Source organism: Umezawaea sp. NPDC059074 (genome assembly GCF_042738955.1).
GTDB lineage: Bacteria > Actinomycetota > Actinomycetes > Mycobacteriales > Pseudonocardiaceae > Umezawaea.
In genome coordinates this window covers 1-18,536 of record NZ_JBHYHC010000113.1, presented here as the reverse complement: position 1 = coordinate 18,536, position 18,536 = coordinate 1, and the positions used below count along the sequence as shown (strand labels likewise).

Below are 18,536 nucleotides of genomic sequence, written 5' to 3'. Positions count from 1 at the left end.
CCCGATGCGGTGCGCCCGCCGACTGCGGTAGAGGCGCTGTGAGCAGCGGTTATCTTTTTTCGATTCGTGGACCGACCATTCATTCTGCGGCCGGTTGTTTCGTGAGGTTTCGGTGAACCGCCCATCGCGGTGTTCCGTATGGTGAGTCAGAAGGGTCGTCGACAACCACTTCCGTCCACTGTGAAACGGAGTGCTGAAATGAGCCCTGCCCATTCTTCCCGGTCGAGAAGTCGAGTGGTCGGCCTGCTCGCCGCCGTCACCGCGAGCGGCATCACCGCCGGGGTCGTGTTCGTGATGTCGAACCAGGCGAACGCCGTCTCGGCCCCGCCCGGCACGGCCTGCGCCGCGGTCCACGTGATCACCGCCCGCGCGTCGACCGAACGCCCCGGCGAGGGCATCACCGCCGCCGTGGTCAGCCGGGTCGTGAGCACCAGCAAGCAGACCGTCAGCCGCGCCTCGGTCGACTACCCGGCCACGCTCACCGACTACGCCCGCAGCTCCGGCCAGGGCATCACCGCGTTGAGGGACCAGCTCACCAAGCAGGTCCAGCAGTGCCCGGACCAGAAGATCGTGCTCGCGGGCTACTCCCAGGGCGCGCACGTGGTGCTCGACGTCCTGGGCGGCGGCGGTGGCGTCGGCCTGGGCGCGGCCACCCCGCCCCTGTCCGCCGCGATCGCGAGCCACGTCACGGCCGTGGCCACCTTCGGCGACCCCCGCCACGTCCCCGGCCAGCCGTTCGACCTCGGCACCGCCACCCGCGACGGCCGCTTCCCCCGCTCCGCCGCCCAGTTGAAGGTGCTCGCCGGCTTCGCCGACCGCATCCAGGCCTTTTGCGACGCCCGCGACACCTTCTGCGACAGCGGAGTGAGCACCACCGTGCACCTCACCTACATGAACCGCTACCGCGACGACGCCGCGAAGTTCGTGGTGGGCAAAGTCGGCGGCTGACGACGGGACCCGGCCGCGACGCGGTGTCGCGGCCGGGTTCCGCTCAGCCGTTCTTGACGGCGGTGAGGAACGCGGTGAACGCCTCGGTGGGGATGGTGAGGTGTTCGCCGGTGGGGGACTTGCTGTCGCGGATTCCGGTGTGACCGAGGTGGCGGTCGAGTTCTACGCAAGCGTTGGCATTGCCGCCGCTGTAGCTGCTCTTGTGCCACCTGGTGTCGTTGGTCGTCACTCCTTGAGCACTCCTAGCTGTGAGCGGATCAGATCGGCCGACGCTTTCGGATCCAGCGCCGCCTCGACGGTGTCGTCGAACGCCGACTGGAACCGCTGCACGTCGGTTCCATCTTCCACCCACACTCCGCCTGCCGAGTGCTCCACGTACACAGCGGGCGCGTAGTCCTGGTCGGCATAGCCGATGATCGAGCAGCCGCCGGACATGTTGCCGTAGGCACCCGCGCCGAACGGGACCACCTGGATCTTGATGTTCTGGCGTTCGCCCAGGTCGAGCAGGTGTCGCAACTGCTCAGCCATCACCGCGGGGCCGCCGACCGCCCGCTTGATCACCGCTTCGTCCAACAGGGCGTGGATCTGGAGCGCGGTGGGGCCTTCCAGGCGCTTCTGCCGACTCAACCTGGCGGTGACGTAGGGCTCGACCTTGGTCTCCGGGTCGCGGAACCGGTGTGCGCTGTCGTGGATGGCGCGGGCGTAGGCCGGGGTTTGCAGCAGGCCATCGACGATCATGGGTGACAGCACCCGCATGATGTCGGCTTCCGCTTCGGCGCGCAGGAACGCGCGGAACTCCTTCGAGGCACCGGCGGGCAAGGTCAGGCGGACCGCTCGGTGGCCCGCGTCTTCCCAGAGTTCCAGCGCGCGGGCACGGTCTTCGGGAGTGCCGTCGCACATCTGGAGCATCGCCAGCACAGCGGGCCAGGATGGGCGGAGGTAGCCGGTCTCGTAGCGGCTGATCGTGGCCAGGTCGACCCGCAGCAGGTCGGCCACAGCATCGGTGGTCTTCAGCGAGCGCTCCCGAATGGCGCGCAGGTGCTGGCCGAGCCGCTTCTTGCGGGGCGTTGGGGTAACCGACATGGGGTGAGCGTAGTGCTGGATGGCCCATTAGGGCATCACTCGATCGAGGAATTCCCTAGTGTGCAATTGCCATCTATCGTTGTGGTGTGGGTCGTGGTCTCTTCGCGGATTCCGGTGCGGCTCATCGGCGGCGGGGGTCGGTCGATCCCCGCCGTTCGCACTCGCAGCGAGGAGGTCGCCGGTGTTCAGTTGGCACGACGCCGAAGGGGCTCGGCACGCGATCAGCCGGGTCGACTACCCGTTGCCGCCGAGACCCGGCGAGTCGATCGCGAGCCTGTGCGGGCGGGAACTGGAGCTGACGCGGGAGGACTTCCCGCAGTTGGCGCAGTACCGGCCGCACAAGAAGACCTGTTTGAGTTGCGACGCGGTGTGGCGTGAGCGGGCGGGGATGCGGCCCAACCCGGTGTCGGCGCGGTGATCGACGCGGACCTGGAGCACTGGCTGACGTTGTTGCGGCGCAGGCGGTGGGTGTTGCACGTGGGCGGGGACCCGCGGGGTCCGGAGTGGATCGCGGCGCACCGGCCGTGGGAGTCCTGCGCGGACGTGGTGATCATCCGGGACGAGCGCAGCGCGACGGCGTTCCGCGTGCCCGTGGACACCGAAACCGATGTGCTGGAACCGTTGTGGGTCACGTGGCTGTACTCGGCGAGTCCGGTGTGGACGTTGCGGGCGGTGCTGACGCTGGCCGAGCCCGGTTCGCCGGACGAGCCCGTGCACCTCATGCCCGCGCCGCCGCCCTGCCGCATCCCGCGGGCGGGGCGACGGCCGGTCACAGTGCGGCCGCTGGGTTGATCAACCCGCTGGGCTGATCAGCCGCCGCTGCCGCTGATCACGCCGACGGCGATGCCGAGGGTCGCGGTGTTGTAGACGAACGACAGGATCCCGTGCGCCATGATGCGCAGGCGGATCGCGGAGTTCTGCGACTCGACGTCGGAGACGGCGAACGTCGTGCCGACGGTGAAGGAGAAGTACGCGAAGTCGACGAACGTCGGGTGCTCGGTGCCGGGGAAGACCAGCAGCTTCTCCGGCAGGGCGGCGTAGTACGCCTGCGCGTACCGCTCGGCGTAGCCGAAGTGCAGGATCGCCCACGCCAGCAGCACCGCGGGCACGGCGACGGTCTTGTCCAGCAGTTCGGCGTCGGTGCCCTTCTCGGTGAGCACGATCGTCAGGCCGGACATGATGCCGATGATGCTGGTGAACAGGGTGAAGACCGTGCCGCTGCGGCGGCCCAGCGCGCTGCGGACCCACGCGCCCTGGTCGTCGCCCGCCTTCTTGGAGCGGGTCAGGCGGGTGACGCGGACGACCAGGTAGAGGACGGCGACGAGGTCCCACAGTCCTATCCAGCCGATGTCGTCCGACCAGAAGATGGGGATGCCGAGCAGGACGAGCGCGGCCTCGATGAGCCGGGACGGGAGCAGGGACGGCGTGAAGCTCATGACGGTCCTTCGGTCGGGAGGCAGGGGCCGCACCCGAAAGACGTCGTCCGGATCGGCGACGTGAGGTTAGATGTCGCCGGGCATCCAAAACAGGACAAAGCCGAGAATGGCGTTGTTACGCCACGAAGTGAACCATTCAGCCGACCGCGCGCACCGAGCGGATGTGGCTGATCAGGAACTCCCGCGGGCCGCCGTCCGTGGTGGCCGTGAGGTTGCCCGCGGCGTGCTCGACCGGCGTGATCACGTGCTGGGCCGTCTTCCGCGGCCCGCTGGCCACGTCGATCTCCACCGACGTCCTGGTCACCAGCGCCTCGGCCAGCAGGATCACCTCGGCGTCCGGCAGGAACAGCGACTGGTCCCGCAGCAGCCGGGCGGTGGAGATCCGCGGCGACTCGGCCATCCTCGTCACCGGCTCCGGTTCGGGCTGCTCGCGCCGGACGAGGTCCGCCGCCAGCCTGGCCATGTCCTCCGGTGTGAGCGGCGTGCGCCAGTGGTGCCGGGCGGGCGCGGGCTTCGGCCGGTTCGGCACGATCCGGCGCGGCTCGACGCGGCCGATGACCGGAGCGCCGGAGATGTCCGCCACGATCGGCGCGTACCCGTTGTCCCGCAACAGGTCCAGTGTCTCCTCGGCGGGCTTCAGCGACGCCAGCACGCCGGGGCCGAGCACCACCAGCCCCAACGGCGTCAGGCCGCGGTGCGCCGCGATCTCCTGGAGCAGCGCCGAATCCTCGGTGCGCACGCAGCACGCCACGGTCGTCACGGTGACCTGCCCGTGCCGCCGGGCGACGTCGTTCACCAGGTACGTCAACGGTTGCGGCAGCTCGTTCTCGGCGACCGCCGCCAACTCGGCCAGCAACTCCTCCGCGGTCCGTCCGGCGTCCAGCGCCCGCCGGACGCTCGTCGCCGAGAACCGCCACACCGACGCCGTGTCCCGCTCGTCGGAGTCCGCCACGGCGTCCAGCAGCGCGCTCAGCTCCGCCGTCGGCAGCCCGCTCACCACGGCCGTCAGGTCCGCCTGCAACCGCGCGACCCCGGTCGGCGGCGGGACCAGCCGCTCTGCGGCCTCCTCCACGCCGTCGTCCGCGACCAGCGCGCGCCCGAGTTCCGTGAGGCACCCCAACGACACCAGCCCCAACGCCTCCGCCTCGCGGACGGCGGCGGCGGTCATCAGTTCGGTGTGCACGGCGGGCAGGCGCCACGCCAGTTCCGCCACGACCCCGGCCGTGTCGAGCACGAACCCCGCGGGCTCGGCGGCGAACCGCGCGAGCACGCCGGAGCGGATCGCCGCGCCCAGGTCCGACACCTGGTCCGCCAGCGCCGAGCGCGGTTTCGCCGTCGCGGGGGACCAGTTCATCCGCGGCCACGCGCGCACCAGGTCGACCAGCCGCCGCGCGGGCGGCGACGCGCGCCACGCGTCCGACGTCGTCGACGGCAGCAGGTGCTGCGGCGTCTCGCCGCCGTGCATCAGCGCCCGCCGGTCGAGTTCCTCCACGGCCAGCAGTTCCGCGTGCACGGCCAGTTCCACCCACAGCCGCACGTGCCGCTCGTCGGTGCGCAGCTCGGCCGCCATCCGCCGCAGCTCCCGGATGCCGATGCCGCCGCCGTACCGGCGCACCGCGATGGACTGCGCGTCGCACAGCTCCACCAACCGGGTCACACCGTCCACAGTGGACGACGCGGGCGCGGTCGCGGAGTCCTCGACGGACGCGCCGGAGGCCCGGCACGGCGCGGGCGGCGGGGGCGTGATCCGCGCGGGAGGCGCGTCCATCGCCCGCAGGCCGCCGATCGTCCGCAGGCAGCCCTCGCCGATCGGCCACAGCAACGCGGCCTCGCGCAACCGGTCCAGCGCGCGCCCGAGGTCCGGGTCCTCGGGCGACACCCGCAACGACCGCGCCAGCGCCCGCGCGGACATGCCCTCGCCCAGGTGTAGCGCGGCGTTCAGCACGTCGAGGCAACCCTGGTCCAGCGCGTCGACGGCCTTGCGCACGGAGGACACGACCGACAGCTCGTCGGCGAGGCGGCGCAGCGAGTGGGGCTGGGACTCGGCGGCGTCCGGGCGGCGCAGGAGGATCTTCTCGACGTCGGCCGGTTCGAGTTGGTGCAGCCACGTGGCGAGTGCCGATTTCCTACCCACTCAGCTGATTATGCACACCCCCCGGTGTCGCAGAGGGTGTTTTCATCCTGGTGAACGAATATGCCTCCAATGGGGGAACGTAGGCTGTACGGCGTGGAATTCAGCGGATTCGGCGAACACGCGATCGACTTCTTCGACGGCCTCGAAGCCGACAACTCCAAGGTCTTCTGGGACGCGAACAAGTCGACGTACCAGGAGGACGTCCGGGCCCCGATGCTGGTGCTCCTCAACGACCTGGAGCCGGAGTTCGGCGCGGGCAAGGTGTTCCGGCCGTTCCGCGACGTCCGGTTCAGCAAGGACAAGACGCCGTACAAGACGCACTGCGGCGGTGTCGTCGAACAGGGGCGCGGCGGCGGCGCGTACTACGTGCAGGTCGGTGTGGAGGGCCTGCTCGTCGGCGGCGGCTCGTTCGCGATGGCGTCCGACCAGCTCGCGCGGTTCCGCACGGCCGTGGACGACGACCGGCGCGGGGCCGAGCTGGAGAAGATCCTGGCGAAGCTGCGCAAGGCCGGGTGGGACATCCGCGGCGACCGGCTCAAGAGCAAGCCGCGCGGCGTCGACCCGGAGCACCCGCGGCTCGAGCTGCTCAAGCACCGGACGGTCTACGCGGCGAAGGTGTGGCCGCCGGACGACACCCTGCACGAGCCCGGCTGCGGCGAGCGCGTGCTCACCGGGTGGCGGCAGCTGAAGGCGTTCAACGAGTGGTGCGTCGACCACGTGGGCGTCAGCGAGAAGCCCTGGCGTTGACCCGGCGGGCGATCAGCGTCGCCACGCCCCAGCCGAGGGCGATGCCGACGACGTCGGTCAGGGCGTCCAGCACGTCACCGCTGCGGTGCAGGGGCGTGATGAGCGCCTGGAGCACCTCGGACAGCGCCGCGTAGCCGACCAGCGCGCCCAGGACCCACCGCGGCAGGGCCCGGAGGCCGGTGACGGCGAGCAGCGCGAACAGCAGGCAGTGGACCACCTTGTCGGTGCCCGGCGGAGAGCTGGGAACCCCCGATTCGGGGGTGAACAGGACGATGACGCTGAGCGACAACGCGACCACGAACGGAAGATATTTGCGCACCGGACCCCCTAGTCCCCCCGTGTTACCCCTGAATATCGTGCCTGTGGCGAACTTACCCACGGGTAGTTCGGGATCGGTCCAGTAAAGGGGACTATCCTCTCCCAACGTGAGTCGACGCGCAAAGATCGTCTGTACCATGGGCCCCGCTACCTCGTCCCCTGAGAAGGTGCGCGAGCTCGTAGCGGCCGGTATGGACGTGGCGAGGATGAACTTCAGCCACGGCAGCCATGCCGACCACAAGCAGGTCTACGACACCGTTCGCGCAGCCGCGAACGAGTCGGGCCGTGCGGTGGGCATCCTGGCGGACCTGCAGGGCCCCAAGATCCGCCTGGGCCGGTTCGCAGCCGGTCCCGTGGAATGGCGCACCGGTGACATCGTGCGCGTGACCGTCGAAGACGTGTCGGGAACGCACGACCGGGTGTCCACCACCTACAAGGAACTCGCCAAGGACGCCAAGGTCGGCGACCGGTTGCTCGTGGACGACGGCAAGGTCGGCCTCGTGGTCACCGACGTCGAGGGCCCGGACGTCGTCTGCGAGGTGACCGAAGGCGGTCCCGTCAGCAACAACAAGGGCTTGTCCCTGCCGGGCATGGACGTCTCCGTGCCCGCCATGTCCGAGAAGGACATCGAGGACCTGGAGTTCGCGCTCTCGCTGGGCGTCGACTTCATCGCGCTGTCCTTCGTCCGCTCCCCGGCCGACATCGACCTGGTCCACCAGGTCATGGACCGGGTCGGCGCCAAGCGCCTCCCGGTCATCGCGAAGATCGAGAAGCCCGAGGCCGTGGACAACCTGGAGGCCATCGTCCTGGCCTTCGACGGCGTCATGGTCGCCCGAGGCGACCTCGGCGTCGAGCTCCCGCTCGAGCACGTGCCGCTGGTGCAGAAGCGGGCGATCCAGATCGCCCGCGAGAACGCCAAGCCGGTCATCGTGGCCACCCAGATGCTCGACTCGATGATCACCAACTCCCGCCCGACCCGCGCCGAGACGTCCGACGTCGCGAACGCGGTCCTGGACGGGGCCGACGCCCTCATGCTGTCCGGTGAGACCAGCGTCGGTCGCTACGCGATCGAGTCCGTGCAGACGATGAGCCGCATCATCGTGGCCGTCGAGACCGAGTCGACCGTCGTCCCGCCGCTGACGCACGTCCCGCGCACCAAGCGCGGCGTCATCTCGTACGCGGCCCGCGACATCGGCGAGCGCCTCAACGCCAAGGCCCTGGTCGCCTTCACCCAGTCCGGTGACACCGTGCGGCGGCTCGCCCGCCTGCACACCCCGTTGCCGCTGCTCGCGTTCACGCCCGAGCAGGAGGTCCGCGCGCAGCTGTCGCTGACGTGGGGCACCGAGACGTTCCTCGTCCCGCGGGTGGAGTCGACCGATGAGATGGTCCGCCAGGTGGACCTCTCGATGCTGGACATCGGCCGCTACCAGGCGGGCGATCTGGTGGTGGTCGTCGCAGGCTCCCCGCCGGGGACCGTAGGCTCGACGAACCTCATCCGGGTGCACCGCCTGGGCGAGGACGACCACGCCTAGGAGTAGACGTTGACAGAGGCTGCCCGTGCCGCGGCCGCGCGTTTCGCGGCCCAGGACGCTCCGTTGGACAGCGACGGGGTCCCGCACGGGCAGCCCGTGCTCGACCGACTCGTGGCGCTGCTCGACCTCGAGCGCATCGAGGAGAACATCTTCCGCGGCGTGAGCCCCGCCGAATCCCCGGTCCGGGTGTTCGGCGGGCAGGTCGCGGGCCAGGCGCTCGTGGCGGCGGGCCGCACCGTGCCGCCGGAGCGCCACGTGCACTCGCTGCACTCGTACTTCATCCGCGGCGGCGACCCGACCGTGCCGATCGTGTACGAGGTCGACCGCATCCGCGACGGCCGCTCGTTCACGACCCGGCGCGTGGTCGGCATCCAGCACGGCAAGGCGATCTTCTCCCTGTCGGCCTCGTTCCAGAAGGACGAGACCGGCATGGACCACGCCGAGCCGATGCCGGACGTGCCGGACCCCGAGACGCTGCCGACGTACGCCGAGGCGTCGAAGACGTACTTCGAGGCCCTCAGCCACACCCGCCAGCCCCGGCCGATCGACGTCCGGTACGTGACCGAGCCGCCGTGGGAGTCCCGCGACGACGGCCCCGGCGAGGCCCGCAGCCAGGTGTGGATGCGCGCCGACGGCAAGCTCGCCGACGACCCGCTGCTGCACGTCTGCGTGCTGGCCTACGCCTCGGACATGACGCTGCTGGACTCGATCCTGGTCAAGCACGGCGTCTACTGGGGCACGGACAAGGTCCTCGGCGCGAGCCTGGACCACGCCATGTGGTTCCACCGCCGCTTCCGCGCCGACGAGTGGTTCCTCTACGACTGCGCGTCCCCCAGCGCCTCCGGCGCGCGCGGGCTGGCGACCGGCCGGTTCTTCTCGCAGGACGGCAGACTCGTGGCCACCGTGGTCCAGGAAGGGCTCCTGCGGATCATCTCGTGAACGCCGTCCCCCTGCCCGGAGCGGCGTGGACGGCCTGGCACAAGGTCGAGCTGGCCACCAGCGAGGGCGTGCACCGGCCGTCGGAGTTCTCCGCCCTGCTCGCCTCCACGATGAGCGACGCGTGGGGCCGGACGGTCGTCGACGCGGGCTGCGGCGCGGGCCTGATCGCCCTCGCCGCGCTGTCCGCCGGCGCGAGCCACGTGATCGCCCAGGACCGCGACGCCGCCGCGCTGCGGGACACGGCGGCGAACGTCGAACGGCTGCTGGGAGCGTCCGCGCGGGAGCGCTTGTCGTTGTGGCAGGCGGACTTCGCGCAACTGGGCGTGCTGGACGCGGACGTGCTGGCGGTCAACCCGCCGCAGCGCCCGGCGCACCTGCTCGGCGACGTGGAACCGGAGAACCGGCACCTGCACGAGGGCGGCGGACGCGACGGGCTGGACGGCCTCCGGCTGGTCCTCGCCCACGCGCGCTGCCACGAGGTCCGCAGCACGGCCGCCGACGTCCTGCCGCTGGACGCCCTGCGCCGCGCACCCCGCCGCCTGGCCACGTCCACGCTGCCGATGCACCCGGCGTGGCACCAGCTCGTCCAGGGGCCCGAGGCGAAGGTGTCGGTGTGGGCGTTCGACCGCGTCAGCCCGTGACGTAGGGCAGCAGCGGGCCGCCCTGCCAGGTGGAGAAGATCAGGTGCGTCTCGACGCGGCTGACCTCGCGCCGGGCGGTGAACTCGTCCAGCACCAGGCGTTGCAGGTCCTTCGTGCTGCCGCAGGTGACGTGCACGAGGAAGTCCGTCGGGCCGGTGACGTGGTGCAGCGCGCGGGTCTCCGGCAGGGCCAGCACGTGCGCGACGAACGGGTCGACGAGCCCGCGGGCGTGCGGCTGGACCTGCACGGCCAGCAGCGCCTCGATCGGGCGGCCGACCGCCTCCGGCGACACCTCGGCCCCGTAGCCGGTGATCACCCCGGCCCGCCGCAGCCGGGCCACCCGGTCCAGGCAGGTCGACGGGGCCACGTTGACCGCGGCCGCCAGGTCCTTGTTGGCGATCCGGCCGTCGTTCTGGAGTTCCCGGAGGATCGCCACGTCCACCGGATCGAAACGCACATCTGCGGTCATCGGCCGAACATACTCCGGACTTTCCTCTTTTCGACCGGCCTGGCTCCGACACTGAGCGCATGACAGCGCAGCGCACACGGGCGGTCCACGCGGGCCGCGAAGACCTGGTCGACCTCGGCGTCCACGCCGTGCCGCTCGACCTCTCCACCACCTACCCGTCCCGCGACAGCCGCGGCGAGGCCGCCCGCCTGGACGTGCTCGGCACCGGGGCCCAGGACTGTGGACCGCCGGTCTACGGCCGGGTCGGCAACCCGACCGTGGCGCGGTTCGAACGGGCCCTCGCGGAACTGGAGGGCTGCGAGGCCGGGGTCGCGTTCGCCAGCGGCATGGCGGCGCTCTCGGCGTGCCTGCTCGCCGGAGTGGCCGCCGGTCGCCCGCACGTCGTCGCGATCCGGCCGCTCTACGGCACCAGCGACTTCCTGCTCGGCTCCGGGCTGCTGGGCACGTCGGTCACCTGGGTCGCGCCCGACGACGTCCGCGCGGCCCTGCGCCCCGACACCGGGCTCGTCGTGGTCGAGTCGCCCGCGAACCCGACCCTCGCCGAGGTCGACCTGCGCGCGCTCGCCGACGCCTGCGGGGACGTGCCGCTGCTGGTGGACAACACGTTCGCCACGCCCGTCCTGCAACGGCCGGTGGAGCACGGCGCGGCGATCGTGCTGCACAGCGCCACGAAGTACCTCGGCGGCCACGGCGACGTGCTCGGCGGGATCGTGGCGTGCCGGGAGGACTACGCCCGCTCGTTGCGGCAGATCCGCTTCGCCACCGGCGCGGTGCTGCACCCGTTGTCCGGCTACCTGCTGCTGCGCGGCCTGCCCACGCTGCCACTGCGGATGCACGCCGCCTCCGCGACGGCGGCTTCCCTTGCGGCCCGCCTGGCCGGACACCCCGGCGTGACCCGCGTCCACTACCCGCGCGGCCTCGCCGGGCAGATGACGAGCGGCGGGGCGCTGGTGTCGATCGAGGTGGCGGGCGACCCGCACGAGGTGATCGCGGCGGTCCGGCTGTTCACGCCCGCCGTCAGCCTGGGCAGCGTCGACAGCTTGATCCAGCACCCCGGCTCGCTCAGCCACCACGTGCTGGGGGAGGAGGCGCTGGCCGAGATCGGCATCAGCGAGAAGCTGCTGCGGCTGTCGATCGGCCTGGAGGACGTGGACGACCTGTGGGACGACCTGGACCGGGCGCTGCGCTAGAGCTCCACCCGGCGACGCCGCGCCTTCACGCCCGCGGGCGGTGTGAGGGCGCGGGTCTCCACGCGTTCCAGCACGACCGAGCTGGTCAGGTTCCGGACCTCCGTGCGCGAGGCGATCTTGTCCATCAGGAACGCCTGGAGGTGGGTGCTGTCGGTGACGGCGATGTGGACCAGGAAGTCCGCCTGGCCGCTCACGTGGAACAGCGAGCGGGTCTCCGGCTGCGCCATCAGGAACTGGCGGAACGCGGCCACGACCTGGCGGGTGTGCGGGCGGACGTTGACCGACACGACGGCCTCCAGCGACAGGCCCGTGGTGCGCGGGTCGACCACGGCGTGGAATCCCGTGATCACGCCGAGTTCGCGGAGGCGGCGCACGCGTTGCAGGCAGCTCGACGGCGCGAGGCCGACGAGGTCCGCCAGGGTCCGGTTCGGGAGGGTCGCGTCGTTCTGCAACTCCTCCAGGATCCGCCAGTCGACCGAATCCAGTTCGGCTGCGTCTCTCACAACCGAACATCCTATGTATGTGCTGGTTTTCCGCCGAACCACGGCCTGATGATCTCCGCGTGCACCTCACCTCCTTCCTCCTGGCGCTCGTGGTCATCGCGATCGTCCCCGGCCCGGACTTCGTCCTGGTCACCGGCAACGCCGTGCGCGGCACCCGCCTGGGAGCGGTGACCGCCCTGGGCGTGGTCTGCGGTCTGCTGGTCCACGGGGCCCTCGCCACGCTCGGCCTCTCCGCGCTCGTGGTCGCGGTGCCGACCGCGCTGCTGGTGATCAAGGCCGTTGGCGCGGTCTACCTCGCCTACGTGGGCGTCATGACGCTGCGCGCCGCGCGGAACGGCACGCTCGCCGCCAACCCCAAGGCCATGTCGGGGCGGACGGCGTTCTTCCGCGGCTTCCTCTGCGACCTGCTGAACCCCAAGGTCATGCTGACGTTCCTCAGCCTCCTCCCGCAGGCCATGGACCCGACCGCGCCGCCGTTGCCGCAGGCCGCGCTGCTGTCCGCGCTGACGATCGGGGTGTTCGCCGTGTTCTGGGCCGTCGTGGTGCCGATGGCGGGCAGACTGGCCGTTCTCCTGCGACGACCGAAGGTCCGGCCGGTGTTCGAGCGGGTGTGCGGCGCGACGCTGATCGGCATGGCCGCCACGGTTCTGGCTGTATGACGCTCGTCCTCTCGCACTACGGCCGGATTTTAGGCAGGCTGTGCCAATGACAACCGAGGCAACGGCACGGATCGCGGTAACCGGACTGGCTGTGATGGGCAGCAACCTGGCCCGCAACCTCGCCCGGCACGGGCACCGGGTAGCCGTCCACAACCGGTCCTACAGCAGGACCAAGCTCCTGATCGAACAGCACGGCGACGAAGGCGACTTCGTGTCCGCCGAGACGGCGGAGGAGCTCGTCGCGAGCCTCCAGAAGCCCCGCCAGATCATCATCATGGTCAAGGCCGGAGCGCCCACGGACGCGGTGATCGACGAACTGGTGCCGCTGCTGGACGAGGGCGACATGGTGATCGACGGCGGCAACGCCCACTACGCCGACACCCGTCGTCGCGAGGCGGCGCTGCGGGAGAAGGGCCTGCACTTCGTCGGCGCGGGCATCTCCGGCGGCGAGGAGGGCGCGCTCAACGGCCCCAGCATCATGCCCGGCGGCTCCAAGGAGTCCTACGTGCACCTCGGCCCGGTGCTGGAGAGCATCGCGGCCGTCGTCGACGGCACCCCGTGCTGCGTCCACGTGGGACCGGACGGCGCGGGCCACTTCGTGAAGATGGTCCACAACGGCATCGAGTACGCCGACATGCAGCTCATCGCCGAGGCGTACGACCTGCTGCTGCGCGCGGGCGGCAAGACGCCCGCCGAGATCGCCGACGTGTTCCGCGAGTGGAACGAGGGCGACCTGGAGTCGTACCTCATCGAGATCACCGCCGACGTGCTGTCCCACGTGGACGCCGACAGCGGCAAGGCGCTCGTCGAGGTCATCGCCGACGAGGCCGAGCAGAAGGGCACCGGCCGCTGGACCGTGCAGGAGGCCCTGGAACTGGGCGTCCCCGTCACGGGCATCGCCGAGGCCGTGTTCGCCCGCTCGCTGTCCGGCCGCGTCGACCAGCGCAAGGCCGTCCGCGACGCGCTCGGCGCGTCCGAGGTCGCCGTGAACCTGACCGAGGGCCTCGTGGACGACGTCCGGCAGGCGCTCTACGCGTCGAAGGTCGTCGCGTACGCGCAGGGCTTCGACCAGATGCGCGCGGCCAGCAAGGAGTACGGCTGGGACCTCGACCTCGGCGCGATGGCCACGATCTGGCGTGGCGGTTGCATCATCCGCGCCCGCTTCCTGGACCGTATCCGCGAGGCGTACGACGGCAGCCCGGAGCTGGCGTCCCTCCTCGTGGACGACTACTTCGCCCAGGCCGTGCAGAACGCCGAGGCGGCCTGGCGCCGCGTCGTCGTCACCGCCGTCCAGGCGGGCGTCCCGGTCCCCGGCTTCGTCTCCGCGCTGGCGTACTACGACGGCCTCCGCTCGGAACGCCTGCCCGCCGCCCTGATCCAGGGCCTGCGCGACTTCTTCGGCGCCCACACCTACCGCCGCACCGACCGCGAGGGCACCTTCCACACCCTCTGGTCCGGCGACCGCACCCAGGTCGAGGCCTGATCGGCCGTCCCCCGCCCGCCGTGTCGCGGGAGGGGGACGGGTCACCGGCCCAGGTACCGCTCGACCTCGGCGTGGCAGACCTCGACCGGCAGGGCCGTGTCCACCACCAGCCGCTCGTCGGTTCGCTGCTGGTACTCCCGCTTCCGCACTTCGTCCCAGTCCGGGTACACCCACCCGGCCACGTCGTTCGGGCGCGTCTCCACCCGCCGCCGGTGCTCCTCGGACGCGCACTCGGTCTCGATCACCACGTGCCGCACCCCGCACGCCTCCGCCAACTCCCGCCACCCCTCACGGGCTTCGCGGACCGGGTTCACGGCGTCCGCGATCACGGTGAAACCGCGGCGCAGGTGTGGTTCCGCGACGGCGTGCGCCACGCTGTACGCGGCGATCCCCGTCTGGTCGGGGGTCAGGCCGTTGCGGCGCATCGCCGCCTCGATCTCGTCGATCCGCAGCAGCACCGCGCCCGTCCGCTCGGCGAGGTGGCGGGCGAGCGTGGACTTGCCGGTGCCGGGCAGGCCGCCGAACTCCACCAACGTCATCGAACTCTCCTTTACACCGTGTACAGTCACTCGTTATACACGATGTAAAGGAAGTTCGATGACGTCCCGAGCGCTCACCACCGCCGCCACGCGGGAGGCCGTGGTCGCCGCCGCGCGGGCGCTGCTCGCCGAGGGCGACTGGCAGCGGTTCACCCTCGACGCCGTCGCGAAGGCCGCCGGGGTGACCAGGGTGACGGTCTACAACCAGGTGCGGTCCAAGGCGGGGCTGCTGGACGCCGTGCTCACCGACGTGGCGGGCAGGGCGGGCATGGACCAGCTGCTGACCGACACCGGCGACCGGACCGGGCGGGAGGCGCTGGCGTTCGTCGTCGAGCGCACGTGCGCCTTCTGGCACGCCGAACGGGCGGTGCTGCGGCCGTTGTTCGGGCTGGCCGCCATCGACCCGGACGTCGCCGCGAACCTCGACCGGCGCGAGCGGTGGCGCACGGACCAGTTGGACAGGTTGTTGGACCGACTGGTGTACGTGCTGCCGCGACCGACGGTGCTGGCCGGGCTCGCGGCCGTGACCTCGTTCCCCACCTACGCCGCGCTCGGGCCGCTCGACCCGGAAACGGCGGCCGACCTGGTGTTCCGCCTGTCGACCGGGTTGACGCGGTGATCGAGTTGTGAGGGTTCCGTGGTGATGTGAGTGGACCTCATGACAGCGGGTGGTGGGGTAGCGGCAGAATCGCTCCATGATCCGAAGGCCACGACTGCTAGCCCTGCTCGCGTCCCTGACGCTCGTGCTCGGTCTTTCCACCGGCGCGGCGACCGCCGTGGACGCCAACCCGCTCGCCTCCGACCTCGACCGCATCCTGTCCGACCCGCGCCTCGTCGGCGCGACCGTCGGCCTGGTCGTGAAGGACGCCGAGACCGGCGAGAACATCTACACCAGATCCGGCAACACCCGGTTCCAGCCCGGTTCGACCGCGAAGATCGTCACGTCCGCCGCCGCGCTCGACACGCTCGGCTCCGACTACCGCTGGGCCACCGAACTGCGCTCGTCCGCCGCCGTTCAGGGCACGCAGCTCGCCGGTGACCTGTACCTGCGCGGCACCGGCGACCCGACGATGCTCGCCGCGGACTACGACGACCTGGCCGCGAAGCTCGCCGCGACCGGCGTCCGCACCGTGACCGGCTCGCTCGTCGCCGACGACAGCTTCTTCGACTCGATCCCCCTCGGCACCGGCTGGGCGTGGGACGACGAGCCCTACTACTACAGCGCGCAGACGTCCGCGCTGACCATCGCGCCGGACACCGACTTCGACACGGGCTCGGTCGCGGTGAAGGTGAGCCCCGGCGCCGCCGCGGGCCAGCCCGCGCAGGTCACCCTGATCCCGCCGGTCGACCTGACCATCCGCAACACCGCCACGACCAGCAGCAACAGCGGCGTGTTCGTGCACCGCACGCACGGCGTCAACGTCGTCAGCGTGGGCGGCTCGCTGGCCCCCGGCGCGGCCCCGTACTACGAGTTCATCTCGATGAACGACCCGACCACGCTCGTGGCGGGCCTGTTCCGCAAGTCGTTGGAGGCGCACGGGATCACCGTGACCGGCGGCACCGAGTTCCGCGAGACCCCCTCGGGCACGCAGGTCCTCGTGGACCACCAGTCGATGACGCTGCGCCAGCTGCTGACGCCGTTCCTCAAACTCAGCAACAACCTGCACGCCGAGGCGCTCATCAAGACCATGGGCCGCAAGGTGTCCGGCCAGGGCACGTGGCCCGCGGGCATCAGCGCGCTGGAGGCAGCGCTGCCGGGGCTGGACGCGAACCCGTTGACGATGAACCTGTTCGACGGCTCCGGACTGTCCAGGATGGACCTGCTGTCGCCGGACCTGTTCGTGTCGGTGCTGCGCAAGGCGCGCACCAAGCCGTGGTTCCAGGACTGGTACACGGCGCTGCCGATCGCGGGCAACCAGGACCGCTTCATCGGCGGCACGCTGCGCAACCGCATGGGCGGCACGGCCGCGGCGAACAACCTGCACGCGAAGACCGGGTCCATGACGGGCGTGACCGCGCTGTCCGGCTACGTCACGAACGCCGACGGCCGCAAGCTGGTGTTCTCGTTGATGCAGAACGACTTCGTGTCCGGTCCGCCGCGCGACATCGAGGACGCCGTCGCCGTCCGGCTCGCCACGGACAAGGCGGGCCAGTCCCAGCCGCAGGTCCAGTCCAAGCGCCAGGCCCCCGTTTCCGCCAAGGGCGACCGGCGGGCGGACCTGGAGTGCGCGTGGACCAAGTCCTGCTGATCCCGACCAGGTGACCGAGCCCGCCGCGAGTCCGCTCGCGGCGGGCTTTTCCCTACCTGCCAAGGGCTTCGCGGTGGGCGCGCTCCAGTGCCTCGGCCTCCGGGACCTCGATGTCCGGCACCACGCCGACCAGTTCCCAGTTCGTGTCCGACACCGGGTTGATCGCGCGCCCGGTGGGGACGGTGGCCTCCAAGTGCGCGTGCACCTTGAACCCTCGGCGCGGGTGCGCGCCACCGCCGGTCCGCTCGCCGATGACCGTGGCGCGGCCGAGCTGCTGGAGGTCGTAGGCGAGTTCCTCGGCCCCGGAGAACGTTCGCCCGCTCGTGAGCACGAAGACCGGCTTGGTGCCGCCGAACCGCTTGCCCGGCACGTACGCGGGGCTCCACGACTGGTGGTAGCTGTCACCGTCGCGGAAGTACATCGTGTTCAGGTGCGTCGGCTCGTCGAACAGGTAACCGCAGATCAGGGCCACCGTGAACGGGTCGCCGCCGCGGTTGTTCCGCAGGTCGAGGATCAACGCCGTGGCGTCAGCGACGAGCGTGAAGGCGGCCGTGACGACGTCGCCGGACATCTCGACCGGGAACAGCAGCGGGGCCAGTTCCAGCAGCGCGACGCCGCCGTCGAGCGCGCGGAGGGTCGGCACGCCGGTGAGCGACCGCGCGGCCTCCTTGACGACCACCTGCGTCGTCGCGCCGTCGTCGCCGTCCGGGATCTCGTCGGCGTGGTGCTTGAGCCGCAGGTGCCGGTCGCCGTTGACGGACTGGAGGTCCGCGGTCACCAGCTCGCCCAGCTCCTCGGGCGATTTCGCGGCGTCGTACGCGCCGTCGGCGAGGCGTTGCTCCAGGTGCGCGTCCAGCGTGGTCGCGATGTCGGGGAAGACGTAGTGCTCCAGCAGGAGCGCGCGGGTCTCGGTGATGATCGAGGCGGTGTCCATGTGCCCAGTAGAGCGGGGGACTTGCGAAAGCGTCAAGGGAATTGGACACTTTCGTCCATGGAGGAAGACGTCCTGCGCATCGGCACGCCCGAGCAGTTCAAGGCGCTGTCCCACCCGCTGCGGCAGCGGCTCCTGTTCGCGCTGGGGCACCAGCCCGCGACGATCAGCGGGCTCGCGGTGTCGCTGGCGGTGCACAAGGGATCCGTCGCGCACCACCTCAAGGTGCTGCGCGAGGCGGGCATGGTGCACGTGGTCGAGACGCGGCAGGTGCGTGGGGGGACGGAGCAGTACTACCAGCGCACGGCCCGCCGGTTCGAGGTGCGCGACGCCCCGGCCGAGCACAACGCCGCCGTGTTCACGGCCGTGGCGCACGAGCTGAGCCGGGCGTCGGAGGAGCCGACCGTGGTGCTGCGGCACCTGCGGCTGACCCCGGCCGCCGCCGAGCGGCTGAGCGCCGAACTCCTGCGGCTCGTGGAGTCCCAAGAGGACGCCGGGGACGCGGTGCACGGCGTGCTCGTGGCGCTCTACCAGCGGTCTGACCAGGCCTGATCGGAAATTGTCGTACCCCGTCCGTACCGTGCGGTCCATGATGGTCCCCACCGGCGGCGCACTGCCTTCCCGGCCGCCCCCACGGGCGGCCGGGGACGGGTCGGCACCCCCCCCCCGGGGCGCCGAGCGGGTCGAGCCGGTTTCGGCGGTCTCATATAAACAAATACCAGCCCCCCAGACGGG

Annotated in this window: 22 protein-coding genes; 13 read left to right on the top strand and 9 right to left on the bottom strand. The window is 71.1% G+C overall.

All coding sequences use genetic code 11. The features are described 5' to 3' along the window. The first annotated feature begins 234 nt into the window (after positions 1 to 234). Positions 235 to 948 carry a cutinase family protein gene (locus ACFWW9_RS35095; RefSeq protein WP_390386551.1) on the top strand — a complete coding sequence of 238 codons (714 nt, stop codon included), beginning with the start codon at positions 235 to 237 and terminating at the stop codon, positions 946 to 948. A 43-nt stretch (positions 949 to 991) separates the two neighbouring features. On the opposite strand, the gene ACFWW9_RS35090 is transcribed toward ACFWW9_RS35095, so the two are convergent. Further along, positions 992 to 1,177: a DUF397 domain-containing protein gene (locus tag ACFWW9_RS35090; RefSeq protein ID WP_390386550.1), complete on the bottom strand. Its 186-nt coding sequence runs from the start codon at positions 1,175 to 1,177 to the stop codon at positions 992 to 994. Continuing rightward, positions 1,174 to 2,031, bottom strand: a complete 858-nt coding sequence (locus tag ACFWW9_RS35085) for a helix-turn-helix domain-containing protein (RefSeq protein ID WP_390386549.1) — start codon at positions 2,029 to 2,031, stop codon at positions 1,174 to 1,176. The genes ACFWW9_RS35090 and ACFWW9_RS35085 overlap by 4 nt, the downstream gene beginning before the upstream one ends. Positions 2,032 to 2,212: 181 nt before the next feature. On the opposite strand from ACFWW9_RS35085, the gene ACFWW9_RS35080 reads away from it, so the two are divergent. Further along, a complete protein-coding gene (locus tag ACFWW9_RS35080; protein ID WP_390386548.1) occupies positions 2,213 to 2,449 on the top strand; it encodes a zinc finger protein in 237 nt (78 codons plus the stop codon). Beyond that, positions 2,446 to 2,823, top strand: a complete 378-nt coding sequence (locus ACFWW9_RS35075; RefSeq protein WP_390386547.1) for a hypothetical protein — start codon at positions 2,446 to 2,448, stop codon at positions 2,821 to 2,823. The genes ACFWW9_RS35080 and ACFWW9_RS35075 overlap by 4 nt, the downstream gene beginning before the upstream one ends. Before the next feature lie 17 nt (positions 2,824 to 2,840). Here ACFWW9_RS35075 and ACFWW9_RS35070 read toward each other — a convergent pair whose 3' ends face one another. Next, positions 2,841 to 3,467, bottom strand: a complete 627-nt coding sequence (locus ACFWW9_RS35070; protein WP_390386546.1) for a DUF1345 domain-containing protein — start codon at positions 3,465 to 3,467, stop codon at positions 2,841 to 2,843. Positions 3,468 to 3,603: 136 nt separating this feature from the next. Further along, positions 3,604 to 5,601, bottom strand: a complete 1,998-nt coding sequence (locus tag ACFWW9_RS35065; protein ID WP_390386544.1) for a helicase-associated domain-containing protein — start codon at positions 5,599 to 5,601, stop codon at positions 3,604 to 3,606. A 93-nt stretch (positions 5,602 to 5,694) separates the two neighbouring features. Between ACFWW9_RS35065 and ACFWW9_RS35060 the strand changes: the two genes are divergently transcribed. Then, positions 5,695 to 6,348 carry a DUF2461 domain-containing protein gene (locus tag ACFWW9_RS35060; RefSeq protein ID WP_390386543.1) on the top strand — a complete coding sequence of 218 codons (654 nt, stop codon included), beginning with the start codon at positions 5,695 to 5,697 and terminating at the stop codon, positions 6,346 to 6,348. On the opposite strand, the gene ACFWW9_RS35055 is transcribed toward ACFWW9_RS35060, so the two are convergent. Further along, a complete protein-coding gene (locus tag ACFWW9_RS35055; protein WP_390386542.1) occupies positions 6,326 to 6,667 on the bottom strand; it encodes a VanZ family protein in 342 nt (113 codons plus the stop codon). The genes ACFWW9_RS35060 and ACFWW9_RS35055 overlap by 23 nt on opposite strands. A 106-nt stretch (positions 6,668 to 6,773) precedes the next feature. Here ACFWW9_RS35055 and pyk point away from each other — a divergent pair, with 106 nt between their 5' ends. From pyk to ACFWW9_RS35040, 3 genes are read left to right on the top strand one after another with little or no spacing between them, the layout of a single operon-like run. Next, on the top strand, positions 6,774 to 8,198 hold the full coding sequence (gene pyk, locus ACFWW9_RS35050; RefSeq protein WP_390386541.1) for a pyruvate kinase: 1,425 nt from the start codon (positions 6,774 to 6,776) through the stop codon (positions 8,196 to 8,198). A 9-nt stretch (positions 8,199 to 8,207) separates the two neighbouring features. After that, a complete protein-coding gene (tesB, locus tag ACFWW9_RS35045) occupies positions 8,208 to 9,137 on the top strand; it encodes an acyl-CoA thioesterase II (protein ID WP_390386539.1) in 930 nt (309 codons plus the stop codon). After that, positions 9,134 to 9,778 (top strand): methyltransferase, encoded by a 645-nt coding sequence (locus ACFWW9_RS35040; protein WP_390386537.1) that lies wholly within the window; start codon positions 9,134 to 9,136, stop codon positions 9,776 to 9,778. Before tesB ends, ACFWW9_RS35040 begins: the two co-directional genes overlap by 4 nt. On the opposite strand, the gene ACFWW9_RS35035 is transcribed toward ACFWW9_RS35040, so the two are convergent. After that, positions 9,768 to 10,247 carry an Lrp/AsnC family transcriptional regulator gene (locus ACFWW9_RS35035; protein WP_390386536.1) on the bottom strand — a complete coding sequence of 160 codons (480 nt, stop codon included), beginning with the start codon at positions 10,245 to 10,247 and terminating at the stop codon, positions 9,768 to 9,770. The genes ACFWW9_RS35040 and ACFWW9_RS35035 overlap by 11 nt on opposite strands. A 59-nt stretch (positions 10,248 to 10,306) precedes the next feature. On the opposite strand from ACFWW9_RS35035, the gene ACFWW9_RS35030 reads away from it, so the two are divergent. After that, on the top strand, positions 10,307 to 11,437 hold the full coding sequence (locus ACFWW9_RS35030) for a trans-sulfuration enzyme family protein (RefSeq protein WP_390386535.1): 1,131 nt from the start codon (positions 10,307 to 10,309) through the stop codon (positions 11,435 to 11,437). Here ACFWW9_RS35030 and ACFWW9_RS35025 read toward each other — a convergent pair. Next, complete coding sequence (locus tag ACFWW9_RS35025) at positions 11,434 to 11,940, bottom strand: Lrp/AsnC family transcriptional regulator (protein WP_390386533.1); 507 nt, start codon at positions 11,938 to 11,940, stop codon at positions 11,434 to 11,436. The two genes, ACFWW9_RS35030 and ACFWW9_RS35025, sit on opposite strands and share 4 nt — an antisense overlap. A 59-nt stretch (positions 11,941 to 11,999) precedes the next feature. On the opposite strand from ACFWW9_RS35025, the gene ACFWW9_RS35020 reads away from it, so the two are divergent. Next, positions 12,000 to 12,599, top strand: a complete 600-nt coding sequence (locus ACFWW9_RS35020) for a LysE family translocator (protein WP_390386531.1) — start codon at positions 12,000 to 12,002, stop codon at positions 12,597 to 12,599. Positions 12,600 to 12,645: 46 nt separating this feature from the next. After that, complete coding sequence (gndA, locus tag ACFWW9_RS35015; protein ID WP_390386530.1) at positions 12,646 to 14,082, top strand: NADP-dependent phosphogluconate dehydrogenase; 1,437 nt, start codon at positions 12,646 to 12,648, stop codon at positions 14,080 to 14,082. A gap of 41 nt (positions 14,083 to 14,123) precedes the next feature. Here the strand turns inward: gndA and ACFWW9_RS35010 are convergent, their stop codons facing one another. Continuing rightward, entirely contained in the window at positions 14,124 to 14,621 is a 498-nt protein-coding gene (locus ACFWW9_RS35010; protein ID WP_390386528.1) for an AAA family ATPase, read from the bottom strand. A gap of 58 nt (positions 14,622 to 14,679) precedes the next feature. Between ACFWW9_RS35010 and ACFWW9_RS35005 the strand changes: the two genes are divergently transcribed. Together ACFWW9_RS35005 and dacB are read left to right on the top strand one after the other, a co-directional pair. Beyond that, entirely contained in the window at positions 14,680 to 15,240 is a 561-nt protein-coding gene (locus tag ACFWW9_RS35005; protein WP_390386526.1) for a TetR/AcrR family transcriptional regulator, read from the top strand. Between the two features lie 76 nt (positions 15,241 to 15,316). After that, positions 15,317 to 16,870, top strand: coding sequence for a D-alanyl-D-alanine carboxypeptidase/D-alanyl-D-alanine-endopeptidase (gene dacB / locus ACFWW9_RS35000; protein ID WP_390386524.1), 1,554 nt, complete (start codon positions 15,317 to 15,319; stop codon positions 16,868 to 16,870). A gap of 52 nt (positions 16,871 to 16,922) precedes the next feature. Here the strand turns inward: dacB and ACFWW9_RS34995 are convergent, their stop codons facing one another. Beyond that, the gene (locus tag ACFWW9_RS34995) at positions 16,923 to 17,804 is read right to left on the bottom strand and encodes a S41 family peptidase (RefSeq protein WP_390386522.1); all 882 of its coding nucleotides are present in this window, start codon (positions 17,802 to 17,804) and stop codon (positions 16,923 to 16,925) included. Between the two features lie 57 nt (positions 17,805 to 17,861). Here ACFWW9_RS34995 and ACFWW9_RS34990 point away from each other — a divergent pair, with 57 nt between their 5' ends. After that, on the top strand, positions 17,862 to 18,353 hold the full coding sequence (locus ACFWW9_RS34990) for an ArsR/SmtB family transcription factor (protein WP_390386520.1): 492 nt from the start codon (positions 17,862 to 17,864) through the stop codon (positions 18,351 to 18,353). Positions 18,354 to 18,536: the final 183 nt, after the last annotated feature.